Consider the following 23,653-nt stretch of genomic DNA (forward strand, 5'->3'; position numbering starts at 1 on the left):
GGCGCGCCAACCTCTTGTACAACTTATATTCAGGTTTTCCGCTGATGGTCAGCGCTCCGCGGAAACCATGATGCAGATTTAGTTCAGAGTATTTTTTCTGTCGTTGCGAAGCAGTTGGCTTATTCCCGGCCGCAAGGTGCTGTGCTCAAACAATAAAGTCTTGAGTGCGGAAAGCGAGTCGCGAACATCTTCCTGCAATCAACTTTGCCCAGGTCACTTTGTATAACTCCGGTAGATGATGTCACTTTGAATTTTCTTTTTACCAATCGTCCCAATCGTTGGTATGCATTGAATACATGGTTATGGTTGATGAGTGTTCACAAGGAGAGACTCATGAAACATGACCTGGAAAATATCAGATCGGCGCTAGCCAACTACGAAGTTGATATGACGCCAAGACCGGACGGCAGCATTGTGCTTACCGTTGCTCATAACGAGCGACAGTTGGTGCGCGTCCTCGATGGAAGTTGCTCCACGCAAGAATTCATTCGTCTTATTCATTTCGATATGGCTCTGAACGAAGATGCCGAGTCAGTCAATGAGGCGGTCAAACACTGTAGCACCACCCAATTACCCACCTACTCGCGCGAGCCGCTTTTTCGCACGCGCTCCTCTCGCTTATGGGCCATGAGAAAGCTCGAAAAGAAATGAGGAGATACGCAAGTGCCCAGACGCAACGATTCAAGGGGGGCTCGAAACAAGCCGGAAGATCTGTTGGGAAGAATCAGACGGCATATGCCCTATCGGCACCAGTTGATGTACGAGTGGCCCTACATGGCCGGCTCTACATGCCTGGTGGTGCTGCTGGTCTGGCAGCCTTTTCAACCGTCTGCGTTGGCGGTGATGCTGTCCCAGCCTCAACCGAAAGCCCAGACGATGCAGCGTTCTTTGCAGGAGATCGACTCGAACTGCTATCAGGTTCACAGCGAAGATCTGAACAACCCGCACTGCGAAGACTGCAGCAAAGACACTGCCGCTGCTGCGCGGCCTGACCCAGGGTTCGAATTCAGCCGCTCTATTCTGACCTGCACGGACATACACCGTGACTCGCTGCACGACAGCGACTCGGACAGACCTGACAACATGATGATCGAAGTGATCAAGTCCAATCACTCCTTCTAGCCGCCCTTGAGGCCCTCGGCTGGTATTTCCGGCCTTTATCCTGCCTTCACTGTTTCCCGCATCCCGATTATCTGAGCGAATGATCGGGGTGGCTGTCGACATGCATGTACCTTATTGAAAGGAGGCATGTCATGCCGGATTCAGTCATTTACTTTTCCATTACAATTGCCGCCTTCATCGTTCTGCTACACCTGTGGGCGGTTATCAGTGTATTTCGTAGCGACAAGCATGTCGGGACGAAAACCCTTTGGGCCTTGCTTATCTGGATATTCCCGATTATCGGGCTGGTTATCTGGGGTATTGCCGGCCCGCGTGGCCATGGTGATGGGCCAACTTCTCCTGAGCACAGCAAGTGATCAATATGATCTTTTTTAATGCCTATAAGAAGTTACTCGGCGTGCGAGTGCCGGCAAAGTAAAACCACCATTTGTTGGCGCTCATTATTATTTTATACAGTACTTATACAACGAGGCATCAACATGTCAGAAGCGTATAACTATCTCGATCACATTACCGCTTACAGCAGTTGTGCCAACGCCTGCGAGCACTGTGCTTCGGCCTGCCTGAGCGAGGGTAATGCCGGGCATTATCGCTGCGTCGAGCTATGCCGCGATTGCTCCGACCTGTGCCGCCTGACGGCAACGCTGATGCTGCGCAACAGCCCCTACGTCGCGGTGGCCAGCCAGCTGTGCAGGATCGCCTGCCTGGCCTGCGCCGAGGAATGCGTGCAGCACGTCAGCGAGCATTGTCAGGAGTGCGCGCGAACATGCCAGGTGTGTGCAGAAGAGCCGTTACTGGAGTCAGCATGAAATCGGACAAAACCACGAGAACGCCAGTGGCGCGTTCCAGCGAGGCGCTACTGGACGACCCCGGTAACGAAGACCCCGGCTCGCAGCTCGATGCGCCAATGCCGCTGCGCCCATCGACCAGGACGCAGCGCAAGAAAAGCCCCCGGCCCAGCGACGAAAAACCGTGCTAGGCCGGGCGTCGGTTCAGGCAGGAATGCTCTTGGCGCGCATCTCCCGCGCCCAGATACGATGTTGCTTCAGCGCAGTCTCGAAACGCATGTACAGCGGATCGAAGCTATCGCCGCAGAGCATGCCATCGTCCTCCTCCAGCCCCAGCATCGCCGCAAGCTGAGCGGCATCACCGCTGAGCGCCACGGGTTTGAGGTGCTTGTAGGCCTCCAGCAGGTAATGCTTGGCAACGCCATCGTCCTGCAGGGTCTTGAGCACGTACTCACCACCCGGCACGAACACGGCATCCACCGTAATCGACGGCTCCGAGGCGAAGCTGCCGTCGGGTTGCATCGGTTGGCCGTCCGAGTCCTTAAGCGCGGCTGCCGAAGGCGCCAGCAGCTTGGCCACGGCGCCGGCACCCTCCAGCATCTTTTTCAAACTGCCGACCTCGTCGGCCTTGCAACCGGGTGTCAGCAGGACCGCAACGCGCCGTCCGCGAATATCGCCGGGCAGCAGATTCATCTGGCTCAGCGCCGGGGAATCCCGGAGCTTGCCCTCCATAGAAGAGGTCGAGGTGCTGTCCAGATCGATACCCAGGTTCTGCGCGACGCGCAACGCCAGCAGCGGATCGATGTGGGCGAGAATTTCCCTCACCTGGCGCTCGCGAATGTACAGGCGCCGGACCTTCGACAGCTCGAAGCTGTAGGCATCGACGATGTGCTGCTGCTCGGTTTCGCTCATGCTGCGCCAGAACAGCGTGGCCTGGGAGAAGTGATCGGCGAAACTGGGCGAGCGCACCCGTATCTTGGTGCCGCTGACCGGTTCGGGATAGGAACTGTAGCCGCCACCGCTCGGCGCTGGCGGCGTCTCGCGCGGCCAGTTGCCGTCGATTGAGTTGGGCTCATAGGCTGCCTGGCCACGGTTGATCTGCTGACGATGCGGCGCGTCACGCTGGTTGTTGTGGAACGGACAGAGTGGCCGATTGATCGGAATCTCGTTGAAGTTGGGGCCACCCAGACGCAGCAGTTGGGTGTCGGTGTAGGAGAACAGACGACCCTGCAGCAGCGGGTCGTTGCTGAAGTCGATACCCGGCACCACATGCCCGATGTGGAAGGCCGCCTGCTCCGTCTCGGCAAAAAAGTTGTCCGGGTTGCGATTGAGCACCATGCGCCCCACAACGCGTACCGGCACCAGTTCTTCCGGCACCAGTTTGGTCGGGTCGAGCAGGTCGAAGCCAAAGCTCAGCGCGTCCTCCTCGTCCATCACTTGCAGGCCCAGCTCCCATTCCGGGTAGAGCCCGCGCTCAATGTCTTCCCACAGGCCGCGGCGGTGGAAGTCCGGATCCTTGCCCGCGAGTTTCTGCGCTTCATCCCACACCAGCGAGCAGACGCCGGCTTTGGGGCGCCAGTGAAACTTCACCAGCTTGCTCTGGCCCTCGCCATTGACCAGGCGAAAGCTGTGCACGCCAAAGCCCTGCATAGAGCGATAGGCGATGGGAATGGCGCGGTCGGACATGGTCCACAGCACCATATGCGCCGATTCCGGCGTAAGTGAGACGAAGTCCCAGAAGGTGTCGTGGGCAGACGCGCCGGTGGGAATCTCGTTGTGCGGCTCGGGTTTGACCGCATGGACGAAGTCGGGGAACTTGATCGCATCCTGGATGAAGAACACCGGCATGTTGTTGCCGACCAGGTCGAAGTTGCCCTCCTCGGTGTAGAACTTCACCGCAAAGCCGCGCACGTCGCGCACCGTATCGGCCGAGCCACGTGGCCCCTGCACGGTGGAAAATCGCACGAACACCGGGGTGCGCTTGCCGGCTTCGCCGAGGAACGCGGCGCAACTCAGGTCGCTGATAGGATCGGTTACCTCGAAATAGCCATGTGCCCCAGCACCGCGTGCATGCACCACACGCTCGGGAATGCGCTCGTGGTCGAAGTGGGTGATCTTCTCGCGCATGATGAAATCTTCCATCAGCGTCGGCCCGCGTTCACCGCCGCGCAGGCTGTTCTGATTGTCGGCGATGCGCGTCCCGGTGTTGGTGGTCAGCGCCTGCCCTGTCGCGTCCTCGCGGAAACGTTCGAGTTGTTCGAGCTTGGTGTTGCTGTTGCTGCGGTCGAGCGTGTCGCTGCCAGCCATCTGGCTGTTATCGGCGCTGTTCGGTTGCTTGCTCATTGGCTACTCCTGGTTATTCAGTGGCCATGTCATGCATGGTGGCCACGCAAGCGACGGGAAAGTCGCTCCGGGTACTTTTTGAGGCGCAGTGCAGCAGTTCCGTTCGACTTGAATTTTTCCGCGAAGCCAGTGCTGGCGGGCCGTTGCGCTTGGCCTAGCGCGGCGAATTTGTCCTGAACTTCGTCGCGACCTGCACCTTCTACCCCTGTGAACGCACATCCCAGGAGGATCGAATATGCACCCGTTGAAACCACTGGCCTTACTGGCCGCTGCCGCCTTCGCCATCTGCGCCGTCACCAGCCTGCAGGCTGCCAACAAGACGGAATCGATCAGCAGCGAGGAATTCGTCGAAGAGGCATCGGCGAAAGGCATCGCCGAGATCGAAACGGCCAAACTGGCCCTGGAAAAATCGCAGAACGAGGCGGTCAAGGGCTTTGCGCAGATGATGATCGATGACCACCGTCGGGCGAATCAGCAGTTGGCCGAACTGGCCAAGAGCAAGGACCTGGAAGTCTCCGACGATGCCGAACTGATCAACCAGGCCAAGGCCCTGGTGCTCAAACTGCGCAGCGAGGACAGCTTCGACAAGGCCTACATGAACAATCAGGTGGTCGCTCACCGCGAAACCATCGAGCTGTTCCGCCGCGCGGTAAATGTCGATGACCAGGAGCTCGCTACGTTTGCTCGTGAGACGCTGCCCAAGCTGGAGCAGCACTTGCAGCGCGCTGAGCAGTTGAACGGCCAGTTACCGGAAGAGTGATCACTTGCCTGCCGGGCTGCTGATGCAGCCCCGCTTCGCCAGGCCAATCAGCCTTGACGCAGACGTTCGTAGTAATAAGGCAACTGCAACAGGGCATAGCGCGCCGTTTGCTCACGCACCTGGTTGCGACCTCCGCTGAACTTCACCGTTTCACTGACGATGCCCTGGTGCTGTTCGAGGCGAATAGCACAGGCGATGCATTGCACGCCGTCCATTTCTCCCTCTGCCTGCGCCAGGCCGGTATTGGCCAGGACGATATCGGCATCGCTGCGTAGCAATGCGCCCAGCGCCATCTCCTGCGCAACCTCTTCGCTGGTGAGACCGAAACGCTCGATGGTGTCGGCACTGACGCCCAGGCAACGCTGCTTGGCCTGCGGCGAATAGGTGACGAACGCGCAATCAAGTACCTGGCCGCAGCCAGGCACGCCGGCCACCAGTGAGCTGATAAGCCCCGCTGTGCAGGATTCAGCAGTGGCCAAACGCAGCCTGTACTTGCCGAGAAATTTCACCACCTGTTCGACGCTTTGCATCTGCCTGCTCCTGTTAGCTGCCTGGTTGCTCTGTGAAGCGGCCGGGATGGGCAAAGTTCAACCTGTTTACAGGGCGCTCGCTCTGCAAAAAAAGGTCGAACCTTTGTTCGCATCGCCCCGTCAGCTCAAGGGTAAGGGGGAGATCGCGCAACCGTTCATCGCACTCCTCCACGGCCCTCGCCCACAAGGCGAGTCGTCCTCAGGTCCAACCCCATGGAGAGAGACATGGCAAGCGCTGCAGCCTCCGCACACATCCAAGCCACACCCACTCTTTGCGCCGCAGCCAAGCCTCCCTTGCAGATGCACAGCGAGCATCCGCAGCGCAAGCGCGTACTGTTCGTCACCTCGGAGTTCGCTGATCTGATCAAGTGCGGCGGGCTCGGCGATGTTTCCGCCGCTCTGCCCCGTGCGCTGTCGCCGCAACACGATATTCGCTTGCTGATCCCCGGTTACCGGCAAGTGGTGGAAAGCGGCCGACCGATCCGTATCGTCGGACAGTTGCCTGGCCTGGCGGCATTGCCTCCTTGCCAGATCGGCCGTATGGACCTGGCCGATGGGCTTATCGTCTATGTACTGCTCAACCATGCGCTGTACGAACGTGATGGCTCGCCTTACGTCGATGAGCATGGCCGCGACTGGGCTGACAACCACATCCGTTTCGCCCGTCTCGGCCTGGCCGCCGCAGAGATCGCCACGGGCGATGCCGGCATCCAGTGGCGCCCGGAGCTGGTCCATGCCAATGACTGGCCTGCAGCGATGGCGCCGGCCTACATGGCCTGGCGCCAGGCCAATACACCCGCCTTGCTGACCATTCACAACCTCGCTTATCAGGGCCTGTGTGACATGCGTTGCGCCAGTGAACTGGCAATACCCAGTACGGCCTGCGGCGTCGAGGGCCTGGAATTCTATGGGCAGCTGTCATTCCTCAAGGCTGGCATTGCTTACTCGCAGCATGTCACCACCGTGAGCCGCCGCTATGCCCGCGAAATCACCTCGGCGGAACAGGGCTGTGGCCTCGATGGCCTGTTGCGGGCCAAGGTGCAGAACGACCAGCTCAGCGGCATCGCCAACGGCATCGACGAAAGCTGGCACCCCGAGAGCGACCCGCACTTGCTGGAGGGTTTCAGCGCTGGCGACTGGGCGGGCAAACGAGCCAACGCCGAGTACGTCCAGCAATGGCTGGGGCTCGATGACGACGGGCCGCTGTTCGCCGTTGTATCGCGTCTGGTGCATCAGAAAGGCATAGATCTGACCCTGGAAGTGGCCGAACACATCGTCGCGCGCGGTGGCCGCATCGGCGTGATAGGCCAAGGTGAGCCGGCCCTGGAGGTCGCCATGGCGGAGCTGGGTCGACGTCATCCGGGGCGGATCGGCGTACATATCGGTTTTGACGAAAGCGATGCGCGGCGTCTGTACGCTGGCAGCGATTTTCTGCTCATGCCTTCGCGTTTCGAGCCCTGCGGCCTCAGCCAGATGTACGCTCAGCGCTACGCCTCGCTGCCCATCGCCCGCTGCACCGGCGGCCTGGCCGACACCATCGAGGATGGCGTCAGCGGCTTTCTCTTCGACGCGCCTCAGGCCGATGCCTATCGCCAGTCCATCGACCGCGCGCTGCAGGTCTTCGACCATCCCGAGCTGCTGGAAGCCATGCGCTGCCAGGCCATGAGCGCCCCGCTCTACTGGCGCCAGTCGGTGCAGCCATATGACCGCCTTTTTCAACGTCTGCTGAGCCAGACCAGTGTTCAACGGGCGTCGCACTGATGTTCAGCCATGGTGCCCGGCCAATGGCCGACGGCCGCGTGCGCTTCGCCCTGTGGGCGCCCAGTTGCCAGCAGGTGGAGCTGGAACTGCAAGATGGCGGGCTGCAGCCCATGCAGGCGCAGGACGATGGTTGGTTTGTGGCGCTGATCGAGTGCCCGGCCGACACCGCCTATCGCTACCGTATCGACGGCCAGTGGCCAGTGCCGGACCCGGCCTCGCGCCACCAGGTCGAGGACGTACATGGCTTCAGCCAGGTCATCGATCACTCGGCCTATATCTGGCATCACCGCGACTGGAACGGCCGGCCCTGGCACGAGACGGTGCTATACGAGCTGCACGTCGGCCTGTTCGGCGGTTTCCAGCAGGTCATCGAGCACCTGCCGCACCTGGCCGATCTGGGCGTCACCGCCTTGCAGCTGATGCCGCTCAATGCCTTTTCCGGGACGCGCAACTGGGGCTATGACGGCGTGCTGCCGTTTGCCCCAGCCAACGCCTACGGTACGCCCGATGAACTCAAGCAACTGATCGACAGCGCCCATGCCTATGGCCTGATGGTGTTCGTCGATGTGGTCTACAACCACTTCGGCCCGGATGGCAATTATCTGGGCGTGTACGCGCGGCAGTTCTTCCACGAAGAGCGCATCACGCCATGGGGCGCAGCCATCGATTTCAGCCGCCCACAGGTGCGCGACTTCTTCTGCGAAAACGCGCTGATGTGGCTGCTGGACTATCGCGTCGATGGTTTGCGCCTCGACGCCGTGCACGCCATCGACGATGACGACTTTCTCAAGGAGCTGGCGGCGCGGGTGCGCTCGGCGCTGCCGCAACAACGCCAGGTGCACCTGGTGCTGGAGAACGAGCACAACGCCGCGCACCTGCTACGTGATGGCTTCGATGCGCAGTGGAACGACGACGGCCACAACACCCTGCATGCGCTGCTCACCTTCGAGAACGAAAGTTACTACGCCGATTACGCCCAGGCGCCGACGCGCAAGCTGGCCACCTGCCTGGAGCAGGGCTTCGTTTACCAGGGGCAGGCCAATCGCCATGGCCAGCCGCGCGGCGAGCCCAGCGCCGATCTGCCGCCGCATGCCTTCGTGCTGTTCCTGCAGAACCATGACCAGGTGGGCAACCGCGCCTTTGGCGAGCGCCTGACGCTGCTCGCCGACGTCGACGCGCTGAAGGCCGCCACCGTACTTGTGCTGCTGTGCCCGATGGTGCCGCTGCTGTTCATGGGTGAGGAATGGGGTAGCAAGCGGCCGTTTCTGTTCTTCACCGATTACCACGACGAGCTGGCCAATGCCGTGCGCGAGGGCCGGCGCAACGAGTTCGCCGATTTTTCCCAATTCAACTCGCCGCACAGCCGCGAGGCCATCGCCGACCCTAATGCCGAGGCCAGCTTCCAGCGCTCGCAACCGGATCTGGCGCCGGCCCTGGAGCCCGAACAACGCGAGTGGCTGGCCTTCTATCGCGGCTTGTTGCAGGTGCGCCATAGCCGCCTGCTGCCAGGGCTGGAGCAGGCACGCAGTCTGGGTGCGCAGGTTTTGGGTGACGGCGCGGTGCTGGCGCGCTGGCGACTGGGCAATGGTCCGGCGCTGAGTATCGCCATCAACCTGGGTACCAGCGCCGTTTCCCTGCCTGCAGAGGCCATGCACGGCGAACGCCTGTACACCCTGCGCATCGACGACGCCGACCTGCGTCAGGCGCAATTGCCGCCGCGCAGTGCCCTGGTCACCCTGGAGCCAGCCCGATGAGTGATCAACTATTGGCCGAACTGGCGCAGGCCGCGGATCTAAGCATCGACTGGATCGATGCCTACGGCCAGCCGCAGCGCGTAACGGCAGAAGCGCAACGCAACCTGTTGGAGGCGCTCGGTTATCCCGCGCAAAGCCCGGAACAGATACGCGAAAGCCTGACCTCGCTGGTGCACCGTCAGCATGTGCCGGAAGATTCCGCCCTGCTGCTTCAGGACCAGCACCAGCCACTGGCCCTGACCCTCTACCCGGCGGAGAGCCTTTATCGGCTCACCGACGAGCAGGGCAACATCAGCGAGGGCCGGCTTGACCACGACGGCCATTTGCCGGCGCAACAGCAGCCTGGCTATTACCAGCTGGAGATTCGCGATACCCAGCATGCGCTCGCCGTGGCCCCCGCCACCTGCATGTCGGTGCAGCAGCTATGTGGCAAGCCGCGCATCTGGGGGCTGACTGCCCAGCTCTACGGCTTGCGCCGCACCGGCGACGGCGGCCTGGGCGATACCCTGGCGGTGGCGGATCTGGCCCGGCATGCCGCCAATCACGGCGCCGATGCCATCGGCCTGAGCCCGGTGCACGCCCAGTTCAGCGCTGATCTGCGCAGCTACGGCCCCTACTCGCCGTCCAGCCGGCTGTTTTTCAATACCCTGTACGCCGCTCCCGTCACCTTGCTCGGCGAGGGCCGCGTCAAGCGCGCCATTCAGGCCGCCGGGCTGCACAGCGAGATGACCCGGCTGGAGTCGCTGGAGCTGATCGACTGGCCGGCCGTGGCCGCCAGTCGGCAGCGCCTGATGCGCCAGTTGTACGCGGATTTCTGCAATGACTCCGGCCAGCTGCAGGAGCGTTTCGACACCTTTCGCACCGCTGGGGGTGATGCGCTGCAACAGCATTGCTGCTTCGAGGCCATCCATGCACAGCGCCTGCGCGAAGGGGCCAGCGGCGACTGGCGCACCTGGCCGGAGGTCCTGCGCAGCCCGAATCAGGGCGCCGTAACCCGTTTCGCCATCGAACATGTCGATGAACTGCGCTTTCACGCCTTCTGCCAATGGCTGATCGCCCATGGTCTGGAAACGGCGCAGGCCACTGCCAGCGGCGCCGGCATGGGCATCGGCCTGATCGCCGATCTGGCGGTGGGCGCCGACTGTGCCGGCAGCCAGGCCTGGTCGCGTCAGGACGAACTGCTGCCACGGGTCACCGTCGGTGCGCCGCCGGATGTGCTCAATCGTCAGGGGCAGAACTGGGGGGTCGCCGCCTTCTCGCCGCAGGGCCTGCGTCAGCACGGCTTTCGCGCCTACATCGAGATGCTCCAGGCCAACCTGGCGCATGCCGGCGGCATTCGCATCGACCATGTGATGGGCCTGCAGCGCCTGTGGGTGATCCCACAGGGCGCGGAGTCACAACACGGCGCCTACCTGCGCTACCCGCTGGACGACCTGCTGCGCCTGTTGGCTCTGGAGTCGCATCGCCATCGTGCCCTGGTGATCGGCGAAGACCTCGGCACTGTGCCCGAGGGCCTGCGCGACAAGCTCGCCGCACGCAATATCCTCGGTACCCGCGTGTTGCTGTTCGAGCAGGATGACCTCGGTTTCGTGCCGGCCGAGCGCTGGCCCGGCAATGCCCTGGCGACCACCACCACCCATGACCTGCCGACGATCAAGGGCTGGCTCGCCGGCCGCGATCTGGAATGGCGGGTACGCGCCGGCCAGCGTGACGCCGAGCTGCTGGAGGGCGATCACGCCGAGCGTGCAGGTGAGCGCGTGGCGCTGCGCCAACTGCTGGAACGCCAAGGCATGGTGAGCGGCGGTGATGACGATGCCTGCCTGCAAGCCTGCATCGAACACGTCGGCCGCACGCCCGCGCCACTGGCGCTGCTGCCACTGGAGGACGCCTGCGGCCTGGAGCAGCAGCCCAACCTGCCCGGTCCGGGCGATATCCATCCGAACTGGCGACGGCGCTACCCGCTGGCGGTCAGCGAACTGCTGGAGCAACCCGCCACCAGCGAGCGTCTGACTACCCTCGACGGCGCACGCCGGGAGGCTGGCCATGACTGAGTTGCGCGCCACGCTGCGTCTGCAGCTGCACAAGGACTTCACCCTGCGCGACGCGGCAGCCCAGGTGCCCTACCTGGCGCAGCTGGGTATCAGCCACCTTTACGCCTCGCCGATTCTCACCGCCCGCCCCGGCTCGCAACATGGCTACGACGTGATCGATCCGACCCGGATCAACCCCGAGCTGGGCGGCGAAGAAGCCCTGGTGCGACTGGTGAACATCCTGCGCGCCCATGACATGGGGCTGATTCTGGATATCGTACCCAACCACATGGCCGTAGGCGGCGACGGCAATCCCTGGTGGTTGGACGTACTGGAATGGGGGCAAGACAGCCCTTATGCAGACTTCTTCGATATCCAGTGGCAATCTCACGATCCCTTGCTCAGCGGCCAGCTGCTGGTGCCCTTCCTGCGCAGCGACTACGGCGAAGCGCTGCGTGACGGCACCCTGGAACTGGTGTTCGATGGCGAGCGCGGGCGCTTTCACGCCCAGCACTTCGAACACCGCCTGCCGCTGACGCCATCCAGCTACGCCAGCATCCTGCGCAGCAGTGACGATGCCGCGCTGCGCGAACTGGGTCAGCGCTTCGCCCGCCTGGGCAGCGCTGGCGACAGCCGTACACAAGCTGAGCAGCTGTGCGCCGAACTGGCCGCGCAGGCGCACAAGGTGCGTCCCCTGCTGGCCAGCTTTCAAGGCAGTGACGAAGCGGCGCAACAGCGCCTGCATGCGCTGCTCGAACGCCAGCATTACCGCGTGGCCAGTTGGCGTACCGCAGCGGATGACATCAACTGGCGGCGCTTTTTCGATATCAACGAACTGGGGGCGCTGCGCGTCGAGCACAGCCAGGTGTTCGAGCAGACCCACGCCAAGGTCTTCGAGCTGATCGAGCGCGGCCTGATCGATGGCCTGCGCATCGACCATATCGACGGTCTGGCCAACCCGCGCGCCTATTGCAGCCGCCTGCGACGACGCCTCCGGCAACTGCGTGGCGACGCGCCCTTCCCCATCTTCGTGGAGAAGATCCTCGGCGCTGGCGAACAGCTGCCGCAGGAGTGGCCGGTGGACGGCAGTACCGGCTACGAGTTCATGAACCAGGTGTCGCTGCTGCAACAGGATCCACACGGTGAGCTGCCGCTCAGCGAACTGTGGCAAGCGCTCAGCGGCCGGCCGACGGCCTTCGAGGACGAGATTCAGCAGGCGCGCCGCCTAGTGCTGGAAGGCTCGCTGGCCGGTGATCTGGAGGAAGTTTCCCAGCGCCTGCTGCACGTCGCCCGCCATGACATCGCCACGCGCGACCTGACCCTTGGCGCGATCCGCCGGACGCTGCGCGAGCTGATCGTGCACTTTCCGGTGTACCGCACCTATGCCCAGGCCTGTGGTCGCTCGCAGCAGGATCGGCGCTTCTTCCAGCAGGCGCTTGACGGCGCGCGGCAGACCCTGGCCGAGGCTGACTGGCCCCTGCTGCCGCATCTCGACGACTGGCTCGGCGGCGCATTCCTGCGTGCACTGCCGCCCGGTCGTGCGCGGCGCCTGCGAGCCCAGGCGCTGACGCGCTTCCAGCAGCTGACTTCGCCAGTGGCCGCCAAGGCCGTGGAAGACACCGCGCTGTATCGCGCCGGCGTGCTGCTGTCGCGCTATGACGTGGGCTTCGATGCCGAGCACTTCAGCGCCAGCGTCGAACGTTTCCATCAGGCCTGCGCCGAGCGTGCGAACCACCACCCGCTCAATCTGCTGGCCACCGCCACTCATGACCACAAGCGTGGCGAAGACTGCCGCGCGCGTCTGGCAGTGCTGAGCGAACGCGCCGCCTGGTACGCCGAACGCGTCAAACACTGGCAGCGCCTTGTGCAACCGCTGCGTAGCAGTCATCAGCAGCAGGCGCCGGATGGCGGCGAAGAGGCGATTCTCTACCAGGCACTGATCGGCAGTTGGCCGCTGGGGCTGCAAGCGGACGATGACGTTGGCCTGGACGCCTACCTGCAGCGCCTGCTCGATTGGCAGCGCAAGGCACTGCGCGAGGCCAAGCTCAACAGCGCCTGGAGTGCGCCGAACGACGAACACGAAGCTGCCTGTGCCGATTTCCTGCGGCGCCTGTTGTGCGAGCCAGCCGGATTGGCCTTGCGCACCGAGCTGGCTGATAGCGTTGCGGCGATAGCCCCTGCTGGTGCCCTGAATGGCCTGGTGCAATGCCTGTTGCGCATGACCACCCCCGGCGTACCCGATCTGTACCAGGGCTGCGAGTTCTGGGATTTCAGCCTGGTCGACCCGGATAACCGTCGCCCGGTGGACTTCGCCGCGCGACAGGCCGCATTACAGGCCGGGGACGTGCCAGCGGCGATGCTGGCCAGCTGGCAGAACGGGCGCATCAAACAATGGCTGATCCAGCAGGTCCTGGCGATTCGTGCGGCGCATTCCTCGCTGTTCAGCCAGGGCAGTTACCAGCCCCTGGCGGTCACGGGCAGACACGCCGCCCAGGTGCTCGCCTTCCTGCGTAGTCACGGTGACGAGCACCTGCTGGTGATCGTGCCGCGCCTGACCGCCGGCCTGCTCGCAGAACACGACCGGCCCCATGTACCCGCACAGCGCTGGGGCGATACCACCGTGGTGCTGCCGGTCGGACTGAACGACGGACATGTCAGCGGCCTGCTCACCCACTGCCAGGTCCCAACGCACGAGGGCGTGCCACTTGCCGACGCGCTGGCCGAGTTGCCGGTCAACCTGCTTCGCCTTACCCCTTGATCACAGGAGTCACGCCATGAATATCGATGAGCAGCGCATACGCGAGTTTGCCTTTCAGATCTGGGAGTCCGAAGGCCGCCCCCATGGCCAGCACGAGCGCCACTGGAAGATGGCCAGCAAGCTGGCCGAAGCCGAGGCGCAAGCCCAAACCACAGCCAAGCCGAGACGCATCAGCAAACCCAAGACAGTGCCGCTGAGCGAAGCCGAGCAGCCGGCATTGCTGAAGAAACCCCGTGCCCCGCGCACGCCCAAGACGCCGAAAGCCTGAGGTCACCATCATGCGCAAACAACAGCGCTCACGCGTTACCGAAGGCACGCCGTTTCCGCTGGGCGCCAGTTGGGATGGGCTCGGGGTCAACTTCGCCCTGTTCTCGGCGCACGCCACGCGGGTCGAACTGTGCCTGTTCGACGAGCGTGGCGAAACCGAAATCGAACGCATCGAACTGCCGGAATACACCGACGAGATCTGGCACGGCTATCTGCCTGACGCGCGTCCTGGCCAGGTCTACGGCTACCGCGTGTATGGTCCCTATGAGCCCGAAGCCGGGCACCGCTTCAACCCCAACAAGCTGTTGATCGATCCCTACGCCAAGCAGTTGGTGGGCAAGCTGCAGTGGTCGGAGGCGCTGTTCGGCTACACCATCGGCGACCCGGCCGGCGACCTGAGCTTCGATGAGCGTGACAGCGCGCCGTTCGTGCCCAAGTGCAAGGTCATCGACCCCGCCTTCACCTGGGGCGAACAGCCCAGCCTGCGCACGCCCTGGGATCGCACGGTGATCTACGAAACGCATCTGCGCGGCATCAGCATGCGTCATCCTGCGGTGCCCGAGCGCCAGCGCGGCACCTGTGCCGGGCTGACCAACCCCGAACTGTTGCGGCATATCCGCGAGCTGGGCGTCTCCAGCGTCGAGTTGCTGCCGGTGCATGCCTTCGTCAACGACCAGCATCTGCTGGAAAAGGGTATGAACAACTACTGGGGTTACAACAGCATCGGCTTCTTCGCCCCGCACCCGGCGTACCTCGCCAGCGGTCGCATCAGCGAATTCAAGGAAATGGTTGCGCACCTGCACAAAGCCGGTCTGGAGCTGATTCTCGATGTGGTCTACAACCACACCGCCGAGGGCAACGAGCGCGGCCCGACGCTGTCCATGCGCGGCATCGACAACGCCAGCTACTACCGTCTGCTGCCGGACGAACGCCGCTACTACATCAACGACTCCGGTACCGGCAATACGCTGGATCTGAGCCACCCCTGCGTACTGCAGATGGTCACCGACTCGTTGCGCTACTGGGCAACCGAGATGCGCGTGGATGGTTTTCGCTTCGACCTGGCGACCATTCTCGGGCGCTATGCCGATGGCTTCAACGAGCGCCACAGCTTTCTCGTCGCCTGCCGTCAGGACCCGGTGCTGAGCAAGGTCAAGCTGATCGCCGAGCCCTGGGACTGCGGCCCCGGCGGCTATCAGGTCGGTGGCTTTCCGCCGGGCTGGGCCGAATGGAACGACAAGTTTCGCGACAACGTGCGCGCCTACTGGAAGGGCGATCGCGGCGAGCTCGGCGAACTGGCAAGACGCTTGACCGCATCAGGCGATCTGTACAACCAGCGTGGGCGCCGGCCCTTCGCCTCGGTCAACTTCATCACCGCGCATGACGGCTTCACCCTGCGCGATGTGGTGTCCTACGACCACAAGCACAACGAGGCCAACGACGAGAACAACCAGGACGGCACCGACCGCAACCTCTCCTGGAACCACGGCTGCGAGGGTGCCACCGACGACCCGTCGATCCGCCGCCTGCGCGTGCAGCAGATGCGCAATATGCTGGCCACCCTGCTGTTCGCTCAGGGCACACCGATGCTGGTGGCCGGCGACGAGTTCGGCCGCACCCAGCACGGCAACAACAACGCCTACTGCCAGGACAACGAGCTGAGCTGGGTGGACTGGACGCTCGACGACGAAGGCCGCGAGCTGCTCGCCTTCTCTCAACACCTGATCGCCCTGCGCCGGAGCTACCCGATCCTGCGCCGCCAGCGCTTTCTGGTCGGGCATTACAACGAGGAGCTGGACGTCAAGGACGTCACCTGGCTGGCCCCGGACGGCAGCGAGATGACCGAGGAGCACTGGCACGACGAGGAAGCGCGCTGCATGGGCATGCTCATGGACGGCCGCGCGCAACCTTCGGGTGTCAAACGCAGCGGTGCCGATGCCACCCTGCTCCTGCTGCTCAATGCCGATCACCAGCCGTGCGAGTTCCAGCTGCCCGAAGTGCGCGGCGGGCGCCAGTGGCTGTGCCTGGTCGATACGCATACCGCGCAGACAGTGCCAAGGCCCGTGCAGCAGGACGCCGTGGAGCTGCACGGGCGCTCGCTGCAGTTGTTGGAGTTACTGCGCTAAAGGCCGCCGCGAAAAAAAGCCTGAACCCTGCTTCCGTCTGCCAACTCGAAAAATACAGATGCTGGGACAACCCATGACGCCGCTCGAGCGTAACGCCGGCTTTCGGCGCGCGTGGTGCTTCGCGTCAGTCCCCAGCAAACAATCACCTACGCCGGCCAGCTGGCCGGCCTCGGGAGAGATTCATGAAAGCAGTGGTTTTCCATGACATTGGCGACATCCGCCTGGACGACGTAGCGGAACCCGAGGTGCAGGCCAGTACCGATGCGGTCATCCGCATTACCGCCTCGGCCATCTGCGGCACCGACCTGCATTTCGTGCGCGGCACCGTGGGTGGCATGCGCAAAGGCACCATCCTCGGTCATGAGGCGGTAGGTATCGTCGAGGCGCTGGGCAGCGATGTGCGCAACCTCAACATCGGTGATCGCGTCGTGGTGCCCTCCACCATCGCCTGTGGCAACTGCAGCTATTGCCGCGCCGGTTACTACGCCCAGTGCGACGAGGCCAACCCCAACGGCAAGCAGGCCGGCACCTCCTTTTACGGCGGGCCGGAAATCACCGGGGCCTTCCATGGCCTGCAGGCGGAGATGGCGCGTATCCCCTTCGCCAATATCGGCCTGGTGAAACTGCCCAGCGAGATCAGCGACGATCAGGCCATCCTGCTCTCCGATATCTTCCCCACCGGTTATTTCGGCGCGAAGCTGGCCGAAGTCGGCAGCGGTGATACCGTCGCCGTTTTCGGCGCCGGGCCGGTCGGCCAGTTCGCCATCGCCAGCGCCAAGCTGCTTGGTGCCGCGCGTGTATTCGCCATCGACCACCTCGACGACCGTCTGGACATGGCACGCCGTCAAGGCGCCGAGGTCATCAACTTCGACCGTGAAGACCCGGTCGACACCCTGCGCCGACTGACCAACGGCATCGGCGTGGACCGCGCCATCGATGCCGTGGGCGTCGATGCGCAGTGCCCTGCTCATGGCCACTCGCCACGCCAGCCCGAAGGCCAAGAGTGGCAACCGGGCGACGCCCCCGAGCAGGCCTTGCAGTGGGCCGTCGACGCCCTGGCCAAGGCAGGCACGCTGGGCATCATCGGCGTTTATCCGCACCAGGCGCGCGAGTTTCCCATCGGCCAGGCGATGAACAAGAACCTCAGCGTCAACATGGGCAACTGCAACCATCGTCGCTACATCCCGCAACTGATCGAGATGGTCCAGGCCGGGCGCATCGACCCGGCGAAGATACTCACCCAGGTCAAGCCCATGAGCGACGCCATCGAAGCCTTCAAGGCCTTCGACCGGCGTGACAGCGGCTGGATCAAGGTGCAATTGCAGCCGGCGAAGAACGACGCCAGCCACGGCAGCGAGGAGCAGGTGCACGGCGGCGCCATTCTCGACCGGGCCATCGCCGAGGCCGACCCGCTCGGCGAGTCGCGCTCGAAGAAGCCCGGCAGCCTGTGAGCGAGCGTGGCCGAGCATGAACAACACCATCGCCAAACCGGAGGTGATCATCGACCGCGTGACGCCGGTCAAGCGCCTGCGCGTGCTGACGATCAACACGCACAAGGGCTTCACCGCTCTCAACCGTCGTTTCATCCTGCCGGAACTGCGCAGCGCCGTGCAGGCCACCGGGTCCGATCTGGTATTCCTGCAGGAGGTACTCGGCAATCACGCCCTGCACGCCAAGCGCTTCCATGACTGGCCCAGCGTGCCGCAGTACGAATTTCTCGCCGACAGCATGTGGCCGCAGTTCGCCTACGGGCGCAACGCCGTGTACCCCGCCGGTGATCACGGCAACGCCCTGCTCTCGCGCTTTCCCATCCTCGAGTATCACAACCTCGACGTGACGGTCAGCGGCACCGAGCAGCGCGGCCTGCTGCATTGTCGCCTCGATGTACCCGGGCAGGACGCCGTGCATGCAGTGTGCGTGCACCTGGGTTTGCGTGAGGCGCATCGTCGTCAGCAGATGGGCTTGTTGCTGGATTTGCTGGCGACCTTCGAACCCGGTGCGCCGGTAATCGTCGCCGGCGATTTCAACGACTGGCGTCTGCGCGCAGACGATCTGTTGGCGCCGCACGGCCTGCGCGAGGCGTTCGAGCATCGTCACGGCAAGCCTGCGCGCAGTTTTCCGGCGCGCATGCCGCTGCTGCGCCTGGATCGCATCTACACCCGCAATGCCACGGCACACGAGCCGCAGGTGTTGTCCACCCGGCCCTGGTCGCACCTCTCCGACCACGCGCCACTGGCTGCGGAGATTCACCTGTGAGCGGCATATGGCGGGACGGCAACCAGCTGCGCCTGCTGATCAATGGCGAAGACTATTACCCGCGGGTGTTCGAATGCATTCGCGCGGCGCGCATCGAAGTGCTGCTGGAAACCTTCATCATTCGTGAGGACAAGGTCGGCCTCGAACTGCAACAGGTGCTGATCGAGGCCGCGCGGCGTGGCGTGCGCGTGGTCATCGCCGTGGACGGCTACGGCACCGCCGACCTGCAGCATGAGTACGTCGCAGCGCTGACCCGCGAGGGGGTAAAGATCCATGTCTTCGATCCCAGCCCACGGCGCTTTGGCATGCGTACCAACCTGTTCCGCCGCCTTCATCGCAAGCTGGTGGTGATCGACGGCCAGTGCGCCTTTGTCGGCGGCATCAACTATTCGGCCGATCACCTCGGCGACTTCGGCGAGATGGCCAAGCAGGACTATGCCGTCGAGGTGAGCGGCCCGATCGTCAGCGACCTGCACGTGGCCATGCTGCGCCTGCTACGCCCGGCGTTCAGCGAGCCGAGCCCGGCGCAGCCCTCCAGAGAGCCGGTGGGCGATGCGCGGGTGATGCTGCTGGAGCGCGACAACGAGCGCCACACCACCGATATCGAAGACGAACACCTGCGCGCCTTCGAATCGGCGCGCAAGCACCTGGTGATCGCCAACGCCTATTTCTTCCCCGGCTACCGTGTGCTGCGCGCCTTGCGCAACGCGGCGCAACGCGGCGTACAGGTGACCCTGATCCTGCAGGGCCAGCCGGACATGCGCTGGGTCCAGGCCTTTTCCCGCCTGCTCTACAACTACCTGCTGCGCCACGGTGTGGTGGTCTACGAATACTGCCAGCGCCCGCTGCACGGCAAGGTGGCGCTGGTGGATGACGAATGGTCCACGGTCGGTTCGAGCAATCTCGACCCACTGAGCCTGGCATTGAATCTGGAGGCCAATCTGGTGATCCGTGACCGGGCCTTCAACCACTACCTGCATGAGCACCTGCTCGCGCTTTCTGCCGAACACTGCAAGCGCATCGAACTGGAGCGGGTGATACGCGGCTACTGGTGGCGCGCACCGCTGGTGTTCCTGTGCTTTCACTTTCTGCGCCGCTTCCCGGCCATCGCCGGCTGGCTGCCGGCGCACCGCAAGAACCTGAAGCCGCTGGAGCCAATCGACAAGGCCCGCGGTTACGAAGAGGAAAAGACTGGATGAATGTCGCTCCCAACAACCCCTGGATGCGCTGGGGCAAACGCGCACTCACCCTGTTCTTTCTCCTGGCCGTACCAGCTCTGCTGTACATGCTGGCGCGCAATCTGGACTGGGGCGAAGTACGCCAGGCGCTCAGTGATTACAGCATGCAGACCCTGCTGGTGGGCGCGCTGATCGCCTGCGCCAGCTATCTGGTATTTGGCTGTTACGACCTGCTGGGCCGCCATTACAGTCGCCATCACCTGCCGGCACGCCAGGTCCTGCCGGTGGCGATGGTCTGCTACGCCTTCAACCTGAACTTCACCACCTGGATCGGCGGTGTGGCCATGCGCTACCGCCTGTACATGCGCCTGGGCCTTAGCGCCTCGACGGTAACGCGCATCCTCAGCCTCAGCCTGCTGACCAACTGGACCGGCTACATGGCGCTGGCTGGGGTGATCTTCTCCCTGCGCCTGGTACAGCTGCCCGACAACTGGGGGCTGGGCATGACCGGGCTGCAGCTGCTGGGCTTTGCCCTGTTGGGTGTGGTCAGCGCCTATGTCGGTATCTGCGCCTTTTCCCGTCAGCGCGTATGGCACCTGCGCGAGCGTTCGATCACCCTGCCTTCGTTGCGCATGGCGGTGATGCAGATAGTCCTGGGCGCGAGCAACTGGTCGCTGATGGCTGCTCTGATCTACTGGCTATTGCCGGAAGGCGCCGCCTACACCTCGGTGCTCGGGGTGCTGCTGATCAGCTGCATGGCGGCGGTGGTGGCGCATATCCCCGCCGGGCTGGGGGTGCTCGAGGCGGTGTTTCTCGCCCTGCTGCAGCATCAATACAGCCAGGCCAGCCTGATCGCCGCCCTGCTCGCCTATCGCGTGCTCTATTACCTGCTGCCGCTGCTGCTGGCCAGCGCTACCTACCTGGTGCTGGAAAAACGTGCGAAAACGCTGCGCAAGCGTGGCGAACAAGGTGTCGAGACCCAGCCCGGCTAACCAGGCCAAACAACGTACTGACGCGGGGTGCGCCGTGCGCACCGGCTGCACAAGCCATCGGGGCCGGTGCACGGCAACCACCCGGCGGATGGCGGGAACTCACGAGCGCGTTACACAGGTCTATCTCACATCATTCAGCAAAACCGGAGGCATATCATGGCCAAGCCACTGCATCTGATCAGCTACATCCTGCACAACCAGCCGCACAGCGTCGAAGTCGAGTCCGACCGCGAACAGCTCACGCCCCACCAGGCGCGCTTCTATCTCAGCGCCCTGCACACCTTCGAGTGGCCCAACGAGTTCACCGACGTGCAGGTCACGCGCATCCTGCATCCGAAGAAAGGCGGCAGTACGCCGGCACACCGCGTACAGCGCTGAGAGTCTGTTCAACCTCTAGCAGTGTTTCGCTGCAAGAGGTTGAACAGGCCGGGATACTAGTCCCCTTCGCGCGGCGGCAGCGGCACCTGCCAGATATCCCGGGCGTATTCGGCGATGGTGCGATCGGATGAGAACCAGCCCATGCGCGCGGTATTCAGCACCGCCGAACGCCACCACTGCTCAGGCCGCTGCCAGCGTTGATCGACCTGGCGCTGCGCCTTCCAATAGGCATCGAAATCGGCGCAGACCATGAAATGGTCCTCGTACAGCAGCGAATCCACCAGGCCCACGTAGCGCGCTGGATCGTCCGGCGAGAACACCCCACCGCGAATGGCGCCGAGCGCGGCCTCCAGACGTTCCGAATCCGCCACCACATCGCTCATCTCCAGGCCCAGGCGCCGCCGGGCGGCAACCTGCTGGGCAGTCATGCCGAAAATGAACATGTGGTCTTCGCCGACCCGCTCGCACATCTCCACGTTGGCCCCGTCCAGCGTGCCGATGGTCAACGCGCCATTGAGGGCGAACTTCATATTGCTGGTGCCGGAAGCTTCCAGCCCAGCTGTGGAGATCTGCTCGGAAAGGTCGGCGGCAGGAATGATGGTTTCGGCCAGGCTGACGTTGTAATTGGGGATGAATACGACCTTGAGCAGCCCGCGTACGGTCGGGTCACCATTGATGGTGCGGCTGATGTCGTTGGCCAGTTTGATGATCAGCTTGGCCTGGCGATAACTGGCCGCCGCCTTGCCGGCGAAGATTTTCACCCGCGGTACCCAGTCGGTGGTCGGGTCGTTGCGGATGGCCTGATACAGCGCCACGGTATGCAACAGGTTGAGCAACTGACGCTTGTATTCATGGATGCGTTTGACGTGCACATCGAAGATGGCCGTGGTGTCGAGGCTGATCCCCAGCACGTGCCTGACTCGCTCGGCCAGCAGTTCCTTGTTGCGCTGGCGGCAGAGCGCATATTCGTCGCGGAAATCCTGGCGTTCGGCGAAAGGTTCCAGCGTCTGCAGATGATCCTCGGGGCGATGCAGAACCTGCTCACCGAGAGCGTCGACCAGCAGATGCGTCAGCCCCGGATTGACCTGAAACAGCCAGCGGCGGAAGGTCACGCCATTGGTCTTGTTGTTCACCCGGTCGGGATAGAGCCGGTGCAGATCGCGAAATACCGTGTCGCGCATCAGTCGCGTATGCAGCGCGGAAACGCCGTTGATGCTGTGCGCGCCGAGAAAAGCCAGGTTGCCCATGCGCACGCGGCGGCCGTGGTCTTCCTCGATCAGCGACACCGCGCGCAGCAGGCGAAAGTCGTGGATGTCCTTGGCACGCAGCGCATCGATATGCTCGGCGTTGATCAGGTAGATGATTTGCAGGTGCCGCGGCAGCAGACGCTCCATCAGCGCTACCGGCCAGGACTCCAGCGCTTCCGGCAGCAGCGTGTGGTTGGTGTAGGAGGTGGTAGCGACCGTCAGTTGCCAGGCTTGCGCCCAGGGCAGGCGATGCTCGTCCACCAACAGGCGCATCAGCTCGACCACAGCGATGGCCGGGTGAGTGTCGTTGAGCTGGATCGCCACCTGCTGCGGCAGGCACTGCAGACCGTCATGCAGACGCAGATGACGCTCGAGCAGATCCTGTAGCGACGCGGAGACCAGAAAATACTCCTGGCGCAGACGCAGCTCCTGGCCGGCCTCGGTATCGTCGGCGGGATAGAGCACGCGCGAGATGCTTTCGGCACGCACCTCGCCAGCCACTGCGCCGAAGTGATCGCCGGCATTGAAGCGGTCCAGCTGCAGGTTTTCCTCGGCGCGCGCACGCCACAGCCGCAGCGTATTGACCGAGGCGCCGCGCCAGCCCACCACCGGTGTGTCATAGGCGATGGCACGTACCCTCTCCTGCGGATGCCAGTGCTGGCGCGTGCCGCCTGTGCCGTCGTCCAGGGTTTCCACACCACCGCCGAAGCCTATGCGATACGCCACCTCAGGCCGCTCGAACTCCCAGGGGTTGCCGAAATCCAGCCAGGTTTCGGTCTGTTCGGCCTGCCAGCCGTCGACGATCGCCTGGCGGAACAGGCCATGCTCATAGCGGATGCCGTAACCATGGGCGGCCAGGCGCAGGGTTGCCATGCTCTCCATGAAACAGGCGGCCAGACGCCCTAGTCCACCATTGCCAAGCGCTGCATCGGGTTCGACCTCACGGATGCGTTCGAGCTCGACACCGAGTTCGGCCATGGCCTGGCGCGCCACATCGAGCAAGCCAAGGTTGCTCAGGTTATCCACCAGCAAACGGCCGATCAGAAATTCCAGGGACAGGTAATAGACACGTTTGGCGCCCTGACGCTCGACCTGGGCGGATGACTCTTCCCAGCGGTCGATCATATGGTCGCGCGTGGCCAGCGCCAGCGCCTCGAACCAATCGTGATCGAAGGCGGTACTCGGGTCCTTGCCCACGGCGTAGCGCAGTTTGGCCAGGATGGCCGCCTTGAACTGGGCTACGGCACTCTCGGCCTCGCTGTGCGATTCGCTCATATCGATCCCCTCACGCGCGCGTCGATTGCAGCCGAAACGATGGGTTCGGCTTTTTCTTTGGGGCCTTCGCAACGGCGATGAGTTCAGG

20 protein-coding genes are annotated in these 23,653 nt (G+C 63.5%); 17 read left to right on the forward strand and 3 right to left on the reverse strand.

The window, feature by feature from the left end:
- The first annotated feature begins 333 nt into the window (after window positions 1-333).
- The 5 genes from BLT86_RS06400 to BLT86_RS25675 all read left to right on the forward strand — a co-directional run bounded on the left by BLT86_RS06400 (window position 334) and on the right by BLT86_RS25675 (window position 2,101).
- A complete protein-coding gene (locus BLT86_RS06400; protein WP_017676890.1) occupies window positions 334-651 on the forward strand; it encodes a hypothetical protein in 318 nt (105 codons plus the stop codon).
- A 63-nt stretch (window positions 652-714) separates the two neighbouring features.
- On the forward strand, window positions 715-1,122 hold the full coding sequence (locus tag BLT86_RS06405; RefSeq protein ID WP_231976584.1) for a hypothetical protein: 408 nt from the start codon (window positions 715-717) through the stop codon (window positions 1,120-1,122).
- Window positions 1,123-1,253: 131 nt separating this feature from the next.
- Complete coding sequence (locus BLT86_RS06410; protein ID WP_017676888.1) at window positions 1,254-1,478, forward strand: PLD nuclease N-terminal domain-containing protein; 225 nt, start codon at window positions 1,254-1,256, stop codon at window positions 1,476-1,478.
- A 123-nt stretch (window positions 1,479-1,601) separates the two neighbouring features.
- The gene (locus BLT86_RS06415; RefSeq protein WP_017676887.1) at window positions 1,602-1,931 is read left to right on the forward strand and encodes a four-helix bundle copper-binding protein; all 330 of its coding nucleotides are present in this window, start codon (window positions 1,602-1,604) and stop codon (window positions 1,929-1,931) included.
- A complete protein-coding gene (locus BLT86_RS25675; protein WP_156696916.1) occupies window positions 1,928-2,101 on the forward strand; it encodes a hypothetical protein in 174 nt (57 codons plus the stop codon). Before BLT86_RS06415 ends, BLT86_RS25675 begins: the two co-directional genes overlap by 4 nt.
- Before the next feature lie 13 nt (window positions 2,102-2,114).
- Here the strand turns inward: BLT86_RS25675 and katE are convergent, their stop codons facing one another.
- Window positions 2,115-4,253 carry a catalase HPII gene (katE, locus tag BLT86_RS06420; protein ID WP_017676886.1) on the reverse strand — a complete coding sequence of 713 codons (2,139 nt, stop codon included), beginning with the start codon at window positions 4,251-4,253 and terminating at the stop codon, window positions 2,115-2,117.
- A 235-nt stretch (window positions 4,254-4,488) separates the two neighbouring features.
- Here katE and BLT86_RS06425 point away from each other — a divergent pair, with 235 nt between their 5' ends.
- Window positions 4,489-5,013, forward strand: coding sequence for a DUF4142 domain-containing protein (locus BLT86_RS06425; protein ID WP_092375432.1), 525 nt, complete (start codon window positions 4,489-4,491; stop codon window positions 5,011-5,013).
- Window positions 5,014-5,060: 47 nt separating this feature from the next.
- On the opposite strand, the gene BLT86_RS06430 is transcribed toward BLT86_RS06425, so the two are convergent.
- Window positions 5,061-5,543 (reverse strand): CinA family protein, encoded by a 483-nt coding sequence (locus BLT86_RS06430; protein ID WP_092375435.1) that lies wholly within the window; start codon window positions 5,541-5,543, stop codon window positions 5,061-5,063.
- A gap of 225 nt (window positions 5,544-5,768) precedes the next feature.
- Here BLT86_RS06430 and glgA point away from each other — a divergent pair, with 225 nt between their 5' ends.
- The 11 genes from glgA to BLT86_RS06485 all read left to right on the forward strand — a co-directional run bounded on the left by glgA (window position 5,769) and on the right by BLT86_RS06485 (window position 21,043).
- A complete protein-coding gene (gene glgA / locus BLT86_RS06435) occupies window positions 5,769-7,304 on the forward strand; it encodes a glycogen synthase GlgA (RefSeq protein ID WP_092375438.1) in 1,536 nt (511 codons plus the stop codon).
- A gap of 23 nt (window positions 7,305-7,327) precedes the next feature.
- Window positions 7,328-9,058 (forward strand): malto-oligosyltrehalose trehalohydrolase, encoded by a 1,731-nt coding sequence (treZ, locus tag BLT86_RS06440; protein WP_092375442.1) that lies wholly within the window; start codon window positions 7,328-7,330, stop codon window positions 9,056-9,058.
- Window positions 9,055-11,109, forward strand: a complete 2,055-nt coding sequence (malQ, locus tag BLT86_RS06445) for a 4-alpha-glucanotransferase (protein WP_092375445.1) — start codon at window positions 9,055-9,057, stop codon at window positions 11,107-11,109. The genes treZ and malQ overlap by 4 nt, the downstream gene beginning before the upstream one ends.
- On the forward strand, window positions 11,102-13,846 hold the full coding sequence (locus BLT86_RS06450; RefSeq protein WP_092375448.1) for a malto-oligosyltrehalose synthase: 2,745 nt from the start codon (window positions 11,102-11,104) through the stop codon (window positions 13,844-13,846). The genes malQ and BLT86_RS06450 overlap by 8 nt, the downstream gene beginning before the upstream one ends.
- A gap of 16 nt (window positions 13,847-13,862) precedes the next feature.
- Window positions 13,863-14,114 (forward strand): DUF2934 domain-containing protein, encoded by a 252-nt coding sequence (locus tag BLT86_RS06455; RefSeq protein WP_017676879.1) that lies wholly within the window; start codon window positions 13,863-13,865, stop codon window positions 14,112-14,114.
- Window positions 14,115-14,124: 10 nt separating this feature from the next.
- On the forward strand, window positions 14,125-16,239 hold the full coding sequence (gene glgX / locus BLT86_RS06460; RefSeq protein ID WP_017676878.1) for a glycogen debranching protein GlgX: 2,115 nt from the start codon (window positions 14,125-14,127) through the stop codon (window positions 16,237-16,239).
- Window positions 16,240-16,421: 182 nt separating this feature from the next.
- A complete protein-coding gene (locus tag BLT86_RS06465) occupies window positions 16,422-17,690 on the forward strand; it encodes a zinc-dependent alcohol dehydrogenase (RefSeq protein ID WP_092375451.1) in 1,269 nt (422 codons plus the stop codon).
- Between the two features lie 16 nt (window positions 17,691-17,706).
- Window positions 17,707-18,495, forward strand: a complete 789-nt coding sequence (locus BLT86_RS06470; RefSeq protein ID WP_017676876.1) for an endonuclease/exonuclease/phosphatase family protein — start codon at window positions 17,707-17,709, stop codon at window positions 18,493-18,495.
- The gene (clsB, locus tag BLT86_RS06475; protein ID WP_021489038.1) at window positions 18,492-19,694 is read left to right on the forward strand and encodes a cardiolipin synthase ClsB; all 1,203 of its coding nucleotides are present in this window, start codon (window positions 18,492-18,494) and stop codon (window positions 19,692-19,694) included. The genes BLT86_RS06470 and clsB overlap by 4 nt, the downstream gene beginning before the upstream one ends.
- Entirely contained in the window at window positions 19,691-20,665 is a 975-nt protein-coding gene (locus BLT86_RS06480) for a lysylphosphatidylglycerol synthase domain-containing protein (RefSeq protein ID WP_021489037.1), read from the forward strand. Before clsB ends, BLT86_RS06480 begins: the two co-directional genes overlap by 4 nt.
- A 156-nt stretch (window positions 20,666-20,821) precedes the next feature.
- Window positions 20,822-21,043, forward strand: a complete 222-nt coding sequence (locus BLT86_RS06485; RefSeq protein ID WP_017676873.1) for a hypothetical protein — start codon at window positions 20,822-20,824, stop codon at window positions 21,041-21,043.
- 56 nt (window positions 21,044-21,099) lie between these two features.
- On the opposite strand, the gene BLT86_RS06490 is transcribed toward BLT86_RS06485, so the two are convergent.
- Window positions 21,100-23,565, reverse strand: coding sequence for a glycogen/starch/alpha-glucan phosphorylase (locus BLT86_RS06490; RefSeq protein ID WP_092375454.1), 2,466 nt, complete (start codon window positions 23,563-23,565; stop codon window positions 21,100-21,102).
- Window positions 23,566-23,653: the final 88 nt, after the last annotated feature.

Origin of the sequence: Pseudomonas sihuiensis (genome assembly GCF_900106015.1) — a bacterium.
GTDB lineage: Bacteria > Pseudomonadota > Gammaproteobacteria > Pseudomonadales > Pseudomonadaceae > Aquipseudomonas > Aquipseudomonas sihuiensis.